9 protein-coding genes are annotated in these 9,888 nt (G+C 38.2%); 8 read left to right on the top strand and 1 reads right to left on the bottom strand.

Annotated elements, in window-relative coordinates; genetic code table 11:
• Positions 1 to 28 precede the first annotated feature (28 nt).
• Positions 29 to 1,069, bottom strand: a complete 1,041-nt coding sequence (locus RWO85_RS07015) for an ABC transporter substrate-binding protein (protein WP_042901711.1) — start codon at positions 1,067 to 1,069, stop codon at positions 29 to 31.
• Positions 1,070 to 1,389: 320 nt separating this feature from the next.
• Between RWO85_RS07015 and leuS the strand changes: the two genes are divergently transcribed.
• The 8 genes from leuS (at position 1,390) to RWO85_RS06975 (ending at position 9,884) form a co-directional block, all read left to right on the top strand.
• A complete protein-coding gene (leuS, locus tag RWO85_RS07010) occupies positions 1,390 to 3,891 on the top strand; it encodes a leucine--tRNA ligase (protein ID WP_314414932.1) in 2,502 nt (833 codons plus the stop codon).
• Between the two features lie 176 nt (positions 3,892 to 4,067).
• Positions 4,068 to 4,523, top strand: a complete 456-nt coding sequence (locus tag RWO85_RS07005) for a MarR family transcriptional regulator (protein ID WP_314414930.1) — start codon at positions 4,068 to 4,070, stop codon at positions 4,521 to 4,523.
• A gap of 56 nt (positions 4,524 to 4,579) precedes the next feature.
• Positions 4,580 to 5,812: an acyl-CoA thioesterase/BAAT N-terminal domain-containing protein gene (locus RWO85_RS07000; RefSeq protein ID WP_314414929.1), complete on the top strand. Its 1,233-nt coding sequence runs from the start codon at positions 4,580 to 4,582 to the stop codon at positions 5,810 to 5,812.
• Between the two features lie 670 nt (positions 5,813 to 6,482).
• Positions 6,483 to 7,349, top strand: a complete 867-nt coding sequence (locus RWO85_RS06995) for an ABC transporter ATP-binding protein (protein WP_314414927.1) — start codon at positions 6,483 to 6,485, stop codon at positions 7,347 to 7,349.
• On the top strand, positions 7,349 to 8,191 hold the full coding sequence (locus RWO85_RS06990) for an ABC transporter permease (protein WP_314414925.1): 843 nt from the start codon (positions 7,349 to 7,351) through the stop codon (positions 8,189 to 8,191). The genes RWO85_RS06995 and RWO85_RS06990 overlap by 1 nt, the downstream gene beginning before the upstream one ends.
• Before the next feature lie 18 nt (positions 8,192 to 8,209).
• Positions 8,210 to 8,665, top strand: a complete 456-nt coding sequence (locus RWO85_RS06985) for a LytTR family DNA-binding domain-containing protein (RefSeq protein WP_000701929.1) — start codon at positions 8,210 to 8,212, stop codon at positions 8,663 to 8,665.
• Between the two features lie 9 nt (positions 8,666 to 8,674).
• Positions 8,675 to 9,094, top strand: coding sequence for a DUF3021 domain-containing protein (locus RWO85_RS06980; protein ID WP_314414923.1), 420 nt, complete (start codon positions 8,675 to 8,677; stop codon positions 9,092 to 9,094).
• Positions 9,095 to 9,188: 94 nt separating this feature from the next.
• Positions 9,189 to 9,884, top strand: coding sequence for a GNAT family protein (locus RWO85_RS06975; protein WP_314414921.1), 696 nt, complete (start codon positions 9,189 to 9,191; stop codon positions 9,882 to 9,884).
• Positions 9,885 to 9,888 lie beyond the last annotated feature (4 nt).

Raw genomic sequence — 9,888 nt, 5'->3', positions numbered from 1 at the left:
TTTTGATCTCACTCATAGTGAACCTCTTTTACTGTTTAGATTGGATATCTGTAAAAATGTCATTGTACTTTTTAAGAATAGTGGATTTATTTTTAATGACATAATCTGAATCTTCGGTGGCAATCTTGATTTCTGTCATAGCCTTCATATTTTTATTGGTTTTAGCATTTTTACGAATAGGTCTGATTGTAGTTTCAGTTCCTAGCTTATCTTGTATTTCTTGAGAAAGGATGAAATCGATAAATTTCTTAGCGTTTTCCATGTGTTTGGCGTTTTTGACGATGGCCGCGTTACCAGGTAAAAAGACGGTACCTTCTTTTGGATAAATGACTTTTACATCAACTCCATCATTTAAGAGTTTTAAGGCAGGATCTTCATAGGTGAGTCCTACAGCCATTTCCCCATCGGCGACAGCTTTGTAAACATTTGAAGAGCTAGATGCAATCTTTCCATCTACTAGGGTAAATAGATTTTTCACATAGGTCCAAGCTTGTTCATTTTCGTATCCACCTTGGTCTACAAGCATGTTTGTTAATTGAGCAAAGGCGCTAGATGCGTTACTTGGATCAGCAGTGGCGATTTTTCCTTTTAATTTAGGATTGAGTAGATCATTGTAGCCTTCAATTTTAATATCTTTTGTAAGAGCTGAATTGGCAATGATAACACTGACATCCAGTGTATAAGGTGTGTAGAATCCTGTTTTATTTTGATATTCAGGGATTATCTGGTCGTTCTCTTGAGAAATATAAGGTTCAAAAAGTTTTTCGTTAGAAGAGAAGAGGGCGTAGGAGCCTCCGAAAATGACATCGGCTACTGGGGATTCTTTTTCGGCCTCAGCTTTTTTGAACAATTCACCCGTACTGGCTTGTACTAAATCAACCTTAATACCATATTTTTCTTCGAAGGCAGGGATTGTCTCTTCAATAAGGTCTTCAGGGTTAGGCGAGTATATAACCAAAGCATTATCCGAATCTGTCTCAGTGTTAGTTTCCGAATCTGTTGTTGAAGAACATCCAGATAAAGTAAGAAATATCCATCCACAAGAGAGAAAGAATAGTAGTTTTTTCATAAGAATCTCCTTTTTTTACGAACGTTTTTACTCTACAATTTGGTCAACATTTATAATTTGCAGAGTTCTATAGGATATAATAAAAACCTTAAAGAAATCTAAAACGGGGAATATGAGTTAAAGGCGCTAGGGGAAAAAGATGGAAGAGACAAATAATCGATATAAGTTAATTTCAAGTGCTAGCTAATTTTTTATACTGCTAAATAAGTTGGATTTGCTATTCGAACTTTCTTACCATCCAAGCCCAAAAGAACATTTCTCGTCTTTCAAATTCCCTCAAAAATGGTATAATAGTAACATCACAAAATTGGAGATAGACCATGAGTTTTTACAATCATAAAGAAATCGAGCCTAAGTGGCAGGGCTACTGGGCAGAACATCATACATTTAAGACAGGGACAGATACATCAAAACCTAAGTTTTATGCTCTTGATATGTTCCCTTATCCATCTGGAGCGGGTCTGCACGTAGGACACCCAGAAGGTTATACTGCAACCGATATCCTCAGCCGTTACAAACGTGCGCAAGGCTACAATGTCCTTCACCCAATGGGTTGGGATGCTTTTGGTTTGCCTGCAGAGCAATACGCTATGGATACTGGTAATGACCCAGCAGAATTTACAGCTGAGAACATTGCCAACTTCAAACGCCAAATCAATGCGCTTGGATTTTCTTATGACTGGGATCGTGAAGTCAATACAACAGATCCAAACTACTACAAGTGGACTCAATGGATTTTCACTAAGCTTTACGAAAAAGGCTTGGCCTATGAAGCGGAAGTGCCAGTAAACTGGGTTGAGGAATTGGGAACAGCCATTGCTAACGAAGAGGTTCTTCCTGACGGAACTTCTGAGCGTGGAGGCTATCCAGTTGTCCGCAAACCAATGCGCCAATGGATGCTCAAAATCACTGCCTACGCAGAGCGCTTGCTGAATGACTTGGATGACCTTGACTGGCCAGAGTCTATCAAGGACATGCAACGCAACTGGATTGGGAAATCAACTGGTGCCAATGTAACTTTCAAAGTAAAAGGAACAGACAAGGAATTCACTGTCTTTACTACTCGTCCTGATACCCTTTTCGGCGCGACTTTCACTGTTTTGGCTCCTGAACATGAATTAGTAGACGCTATCACAAGTCCAAAGCAAGCAGAAGCAGTAGCAGACTATAAACACCAAGCTAGCCTCAAGTCTGACTTGGCTCGTACCGACCTTGCCAAAGAAAAAACTGGTGTTTGGACTGGTGCTTATGCCATCAACCCTGTCAGTGGCAAAGAGATTCCAATCTGGATTGCGGATTATGTTCTTGCTAGTTACGGTACAGGTGCCGTTATGGCTGTGCCAGCCCATGACCAACGTGATTGGGAATTTGCCAAACAATTTGACCTTCCAATTGTAGAAGTGCTTGAAGGTGGAAATGTAGCAGAAGCTGCCTACACAGAGGATGGCCTTCACGTTAATTCAGACTTCTTAGATGGATTGAATAAAGAAGACGCTATTGCCAAGATCGTGGCTTGGTTGGAAGAAAACGACTGTGGTCAGGAGAAGGTTACCTACCGTCTCCGCGACTGGCTCTTTAGCCGTCAACGTTACTGGGGTGAACCAATCCCAATCATTCATTGGGAAGACGGAACTTCAACAGCTGTTCCTGAAAGTGAATTGCCACTTGTCTTGCCTGTAACCAAGGATATCCGCCCTTCAGGTACTGGTGAAAGTCCACTAGCTAACTTGACAGACTGGCTTGAAGTGACTCGTGAAGATGGTGTTAAAGGTCGTCGTGAAACCAACACTATGCCACAGTGGGCTGGTTCAAGCTGGTACTACCTCCGCTATATTGATCCACACAATACTGAGAAATTGGCTGATGAGGACCTCCTCAAACAATGGTTGCCAGTAGATATCTACGTGGGTGGTGCGGAACATGCTGTTCTTCACTTGCTTTACGCTCGTTTCTGGCACAAATTCCTCTATGACCTCGGTGTTGTACCTACTAAAGAGCCATTCCAAAAACTCTTTAACCAAGGAATGATCTTGGGAACCAGCTACCGTGACCACCGTGGAGCTCTTGTAGCGACTGACAAGGTTGAAAAACGTGACGGTTCTTTCTTCCATGTGGAAACAGGAGAAGAGTTGGAGCAAGCACCAGCTAAGATGTCTAAATCGCTTAAGAACGTTGTTAACCCAGACGATGTGGTGGAACAATACGGTGCCGACACCCTTCGTGTCTATGAAATGTTCATGGGGCCACTTGATGCTTCAATCGCTTGGTCAGAAGAAGGTCTGGAAGGAAGCCGTAAATTCCTTGACCGTGTTTACCGTTTGATTACAAGCAAGGAAATTGTTGCGGAAAACAATGGCGCTCTTGACAAGGTTTACAACGAAACAGTCAAAGCTGTCACTGAACAAATCGAATCATTGAAATTCAACACAGCTATTGCCCAACTTATGGTCTTTGTCAACGCAGCTAACAAGGAAGAAAAACTTTATGTAGACTACGCCAAAGGATTTATCCAATTGATCGCACCATTTGCACCTCACTTGGCAGAAGAGCTCTGGCAAACAGTTGCAGCAACAGGTGAGTCAATCTCTTACGTGGCTTGGCCAATATGGGACGAAAGCAAATTAGTTGAAGACGAAATCGAAATCGTCGTCCAAATCAAAGGAAAAGTCCGTGCTAAACTCATGGTAGCCAAAGACCTATCACGCGAAGAATTGCAAGAAATTGCTCTCGCTGATGAAAAAGTCAAGGCAGAAATTGACGGTAAGGAAATCGTGAAAGTGATTGCGGTACCTAACAAACTCGTTAATATCGTCGTTAAATAACGAGTTTATTAGCTCTATCTGCCACCTTCAATAGTCCACTGGACTATTGAAGCCAACTAAATTGGTTAATATCGTTGTGAAATAAGAAATGAATCCTTCAGAGTAGAATCTGGAGGATTTTTATTTGACAGGAAGTTTCTGTTTTGTTAATATGATTAACAAAGGAAAGAGAGATTATGGATAAAAAAGAATTTATTGCATTTAATAATCGTTTCAATAGATTTATTTTAGCGTTTGAACAGTTAAAAAAAAATCAACATAAAATTAGTACTGACAAATCCATTACGTTGAATGAGGTACATTTGATTGTTGCGATTGGGGAAAATCAGCCCTTAAATCTAGTAAAATTATCTGAATTATTAGAAGTTTCGAGAAGTGCAATAACTCAAAGTGTTAGAAGATTGATTCAAAAAAATTTAGTTGTTTTTGATTTTGATCCGAATAATGGGAAAAATAAATATTTGAGATTATCTGAAAAAGGCATCGAAATTTTTAAAATCCATAAGGAGCAACAAGCATATATTGAAAAATCAATCTTTTCAGTTTTAAACAACTATAGCGAGGTGGAACTTAAAACAGTTGTGAAATTGATGGATGATATTGAAAAGGTGTGGGGAGAATTACCGTGGTAAAAGTCACGGTAAATTTCAAATATAATTGTTAAGTAAATTAACAAAAAGGAGAAGATATGACTGTAAACATAGAACTGATTTCACAAACAGATTTAGCGGATGAATCTTTTTATATTGCTATTAATGGTTTAGAACCAAGGGCAATGTATTGTGTAGAAATGTCCCTGTCTGATTATTACTGTATAAATGCTCCCTTGCTTTTAGATCATGATATTATATGGAAATCGACCGCAATTTTTTTATCTGATCAGGACGGTATGATTGATACCTCTCAGACAGCATCTATTTCGGGATCTTATAAAGGAGTTTCAGAAATGGGATTATTCTTTAATGCGAAACCGTTGAAGAATAGGAAAAGAAGATTACCGAGTTCTCTTGATAGAATTCCATTACGAGATTGTTTTGGTGTTGAAATTAAAATCAAGCTGGGGAAAGATGTGATCGCGGAGCAAAGTTTTGTAAGGCGTTATATGAATCTAGGAGTAAGATATCAAGATATCTATGACAAACATTTTCAAGGTCGATTATTTTATGATGAAAAGTTAAGAAAGGCACCAGCCGTGATTATTGTTAGCGGTAGTGAGGGAAGAATTGAAAAAGCTCAGAATATTGCCCAACTTTTATCTTCAAGAGGCTATATTTGTCTTGCTATAGCTTATTTTGGTTTAGAGGGATTACCCCAAAATTTAGAACGAATTCCGATAGAATGTCTGGAAGAGGCGAAAGATTTTCTATATTATCATCCTCAAGTTGATAATACAAAAATAGGAATATATGGTCGCTCTAAAGGAGCAGAGCTTGTTCTGGCTGGACAAAGTATTTTGGATGATGTGCAATGTTTAGTACTCAATTCTCCCTCAAATGTAATATTTGAGGGAATAAAGGGAAAACTCAATTCTAATTCATCTTCTTGGACATATTTACAAAAAGAACTTCCTTATCAAAAATTTCAGTTAGGAGATTATTTGTTAAACAAGTTTTTTGGAAAACATATTCCTGAAGATAGTAGGGCCCAGATTGATGTGAGTAAAATTTCCTCCCCTTTATTATTACTAGGAAGCGATGATGATGAAATATGGGATGCATCATCCGCGATAGATGATATTATTTCACACTATAAAGGGGAATCCATTTTGTTTAAAAAATATCATGAAACAGGGCATATGTTGACGGTTGCTTATCAACCGAATCATCGTTATCGAAAAGATTGGCGCTTATTAATGAAAGAAAGTGTAGACTCTTGGTTTGCTACGATAAATTTTTTTGATACACATCTGAAAAATTTGTAGATAGTGCTGAACCGTACTATAATAGTCCTAACTAAGATAAAAACACAGTTCTGGTTGGTAGTCCAGTCTACAAAAGCAATTGCTCAAACAAGATAAATTTGAACTCAAACAGTAAAAACGTAGAGAGAAGTACAAGAGTTACTAGTGACTTTCTCTTTCATAAAATAGAACAGCTCTTCTCGGATAAAAAGAGCTGTTTTTTGCTTGTATTGAAAATTTTTTTCATATATTATTTCCTAATAGATCTACTTGGTGTCAAAAATTTGGCTAATGGAAGTTTCAAATTTAGGGCAATACTTACTTGCTTCAAATTCAATCATATCATATTCAGCAATTTCATTTTGATAGAAGGGATTGTGTGTCATGATTTCTAGTTAATTTTTTATTGTTTGATTTGGCGAGAATAATACTACCGATTCTTGAATTTTTCGGCCAGATGCGGTAAAACATCTCTTTTATAGCGCATATTTCAAAATATAACATTTTGTTGTAGGTGTTTTTAAGCTTCATTTAGCAATTAGGTAGGAGAAAAATGGCTGTAGCCTTCTCTACTTTAACTTAACCCTAATCATCTCACCACTTAACCTCTCATTTTAACCACTTATCTCAAAAGTCGATTTTTCTTTCATACTTTTTGTTAAACTGGTGAGGTAAAGAGGAGGAACTAAATATGATTTTACAAGCTAAACATTTGACTAAACGTTACGGCGATCATATGGCTGTTGACGATATTCAGTTAGAGTTTGAAAAAGGGAGTTTTAATGCTATTTTGGGTCCCAATGGTGCAGGGAAATCAACCACCATTTCCATGTTAATCGGTTTGAAAAAGCCGACAAAAGGTCAGATTCGATATGCGCCAAATACGAAAATCGGAGTAGTTTTTCAAGCTAGTGTACTGGATGAGATGTTGACAGTTAGGGAAAATCTTACGATTCGTGCTCAACAGTATAAGGAGATTGTAGCAAGTCGTGTGGATGATTTGATCCATCAACTGGGTTTGACTGCTTTCCAGAAGCAACTATATGGGACTTTGTCAGGTGGGCAAAAACGTCGGGTTGATATTGCGCGTGCTCTTCTTTCACAGCCAGATATTCTTTTCTTAGATGAACCAACGACAGGTCTAGATATTCAGACTCGCAAAGCCATTTGGGATTTACTGTCTCGACTACAAAAGGATGAAGGGATGACTATTATCTTAACGACTCATTATCTAGATGAAGCGGATGGAGCGGATCAAATTTATATCGTTGATCATGGGAAAGTGATTGCGCAAGGTTCTGCGACGGCTATTAAAAGTCAGTATGCTTCTAATATTCTAAAAATTCGTTTTAAAGAAATGAAGGATTTAGAAAAGTTGCTACAGACTGGAATGACAGTAAAGGAAGAAAATGAGTTGGAATATCTTTTTTATCCAAGGACGTCACAGGAAGCTATTGAATATTTGGCAAAAGTTCGAGAAGAAATTGATTCTTTTGAGTTTCGTCCAGGTACCATGGATGATGCCTTTATTGCACTTACAGGAAGAGAGGTTCGCTAATGTTAGCTTTATTGAAACGGAATTTTATCTTATATTTTCGTAATCGTTCAGGAGTATTTTTCTCATTATTGGGGGCATTGATTTCCTTCCTCCTTTATATCATTTTTTTGCAGAGGAACTTGACGGATGCTTGGTCCCAACTCCCTGATAATACGAACCTTTTAAATAACTGGCTGATGGGTGGGACCTTGGCTGTGACTGGGATTACAACCAGTTTTACGGCTCTTACACAAATGGTACAGGATCGTGAAAATCAAGTGGATCAAGATCTCTTCTTGACAGATTTAGGTAGCTGGGGTTTACAGGTGTCCTATCTAATCAGTAGTATTGCCATCTCTTTTGTCATGCAGGTGTTTATGTTTGCTGTTATGGGGCTTTATTTTAAAGAGAGTCCAGTTATCAGTCATTTACCGGAAATTGCTTTGATTATGTTGTTAAGCAGTCTGCTTTCAAGTTTGATAAATATTCTCTTGATTTATCGTTTTCAATCTGTAGATAGTCTTGGCAAACTGGCAACTATAGTGGGGACTGCTTCTGGATTTTTAGTAGGAACTTATGTCCCTATTGGAGTTTTACCTGATTTTGCACAGATTATCATGAAGGGTACCCCTGCAACTTATATTGCTTCTCTTTATCGACAAATTTTAATGAAGGAACCATTAGAGACCACATTTACAGGAAATAGCAGCTTGTTAAAGGAATTTCAAGAAAAAATGGGAATCCAAATCAACTGGCAAGAACTATTGACAAAGGAAGAGACATACTTTATAGTGGTTATTATCAGTCTCGTCGCTATTCTTCTTTGGCTTTTATTTGTTAAAGTGTTTAGCAGGAGAAAATAAAAGTACATTGGAGAGAAAATGAAGATTCGTTTTGAAATGAAGGCAGAGTTTTCAGAAAAGGACCCACATATTGTAATTCAGGCAGCTCAGTTAACCGACCAAGCAAGAGAAGTCATGGAGTATTTAGAACAATTTTCAACGACCAATCAGGTGGTCATTCCTATTCGAACAGATGATCATCTGGTTATGGTGAAAATTGAGGATCTTATTCTAGCTGATATTGACAAGAATTTATTAACCATTTATACGGTAGATGGGATTTATAAAACTAAGGAAACATTGATAAACTTTCAGAATAGGATTAACCGACGTAACTTTATACAGATATCACGCCATTCAATTATAAACATTGACCACTTAGAATCGTTATCAGATAGTTTTTCAGGGAACATGATGGCTAAAATGACTCGGGGCATCAAATCTAGTGTGAGTCGGAAATACGTTAAGTCCTTAATGAATTATCTAGGTTTATAGGAGAAAATCATGAAACGATTAATTGATTATTTTGTATCGGGAATGCGTACGGCTTCCTTCTTTTATTTGAGTATGATGGTGTTGACTCAGTTTTATCCAGGTATTACCTATCCTGAACCAATGACAAAAAATATTCTAGCTCTGTTTTTAATGGGTGGAATTATGGGGGTATTGACTTTAATACTTGAAAAGCTAGAGTTTCTTGCTTTTAGTATACGTGTAGGAGTTCATTTATTAGTGACAGCTACTATTTTAGTATTGACCTCTCTATTTTTTGGTTGGGGTTCAGCCTTGTGGAATCCTTTGCTTTGGTTCTTTTTCTTGTTAATCTATGGATTGATATGGCTGTATCAAATCTGGCAAACTCATAAACTCACCCAACGAATTAATCAAGCCTTAGAGGATAAAAGACAGAAAACGGGTCACTAATATAGTGTTGAGGATGAAGTTTGAAGACAGTGCCAGTTTCCAAAGAGAAGAATTTGTGATATAGTATTTTCAGCGTAAAACAAGGAGAAGAAAAATGCCAGTAAACGAATATGGTCAGATGATTGGGGAGTCAATGGCAGGTTATACACCAGGTGAATTGCCTGCTATTGATTTCTTAGAAGGGCGTTATGCTCGAATAGAGGCTCTCTCGGTAGAAAAGCATGCGGAGGATTTATTAGCTGTTTATGGCCCTGATACGCCTCGGGAAATGTGGACCTACCTCTTTCAGGAACCAGTGGCAGACAGAGAGGAACTGGTTACTCTCTTAAATCAGATGTTGGCTCGTAAGGATCGTTTTTACTATGCAATCATAGACAAGGCAACTGGTAAGGCTTTGGGAACTTTTTCTCTCATGCGCATTGACCAGAATAACCGAGTAATAGAAGTGGGAGCTGTCACTTTTTCTCCAGAGCTCAAGGGGACACGGATAGGGACAGAAGCCCAGTATCTATTGGCTTGCTATGTCTTTGAGGAGCTTAACTATCGTCGCTATGAGTGGAAATGCGATGCTTTTAATCTGCCATCAAGACGAGCTGCGGAGCGTTTGGGATTTGTCTACGAAGGAACCTTCCGTCAGGCAGTGGTTTATAAGGGACGTACGAGGGATACGGATTGGTTGTCTATGATTGATAAGGACTGGCCTCAAGTCAAAGCTCGTTTGGAAATATGGTTGCGTCCTGAAAACTTTGATAAAAATGGACGACAGCACAAGAGCTTGAGAGAGCTTTAAGAGG

This window comes from uncultured Streptococcus sp. (assembly GCF_963521865.1).
Classification (GTDB): Bacteria; Bacillota; Bacilli; order Lactobacillales; family Streptococcaceae; genus Streptococcus.
Note: the sequence above shows the minus strand (reverse complement) of the source record. Positions and strands in the feature narration are given on the sequence as shown.

Excerpts from the sequence above, each read along its gene's own strand:
- RWO85_RS07015 (WP_042901711.1), bottom strand. The coding sequence starts at position 1,069 with ATGAAAAAACTACTATTCTTTCTCTCTTGTGGATGGATATTTCTTACT.
- leuS (WP_314414932.1), top strand. The coding sequence starts at position 1,390 with ATGAGTTTTTACAATCATAAAGAAATCGAGCCTAAGTGGCAGGGCTAC.
- RWO85_RS07005 (WP_314414930.1), top strand. The coding sequence starts at position 4,068 with ATGGATAAAAAAGAATTTATTGCATTTAATAATCGTTTCAATAGATTT.
- RWO85_RS07000 (WP_314414929.1), top strand. The coding sequence starts at position 4,580 with ATGACTGTAAACATAGAACTGATTTCACAAACAGATTTAGCGGATGAA.
- RWO85_RS06995 (WP_314414927.1), top strand. The coding sequence starts at position 6,483 with ATGATTTTACAAGCTAAACATTTGACTAAACGTTACGGCGATCATATG.
- RWO85_RS06990 (WP_314414925.1), top strand. The coding sequence starts at position 7,349 with ATGTTAGCTTTATTGAAACGGAATTTTATCTTATATTTTCGTAATCGT.
- RWO85_RS06985 (WP_000701929.1), top strand. The coding sequence starts at position 8,210 with ATGAAGATTCGTTTTGAAATGAAGGCAGAGTTTTCAGAAAAGGACCCA.
- RWO85_RS06980 (WP_314414923.1), top strand. The coding sequence starts at position 8,675 with ATGAAACGATTAATTGATTATTTTGTATCGGGAATGCGTACGGCTTCC.
- RWO85_RS06975 (WP_314414921.1), top strand. The coding sequence starts at position 9,189 with ATGCCAGTAAACGAATATGGTCAGATGATTGGGGAGTCAATGGCAGGT.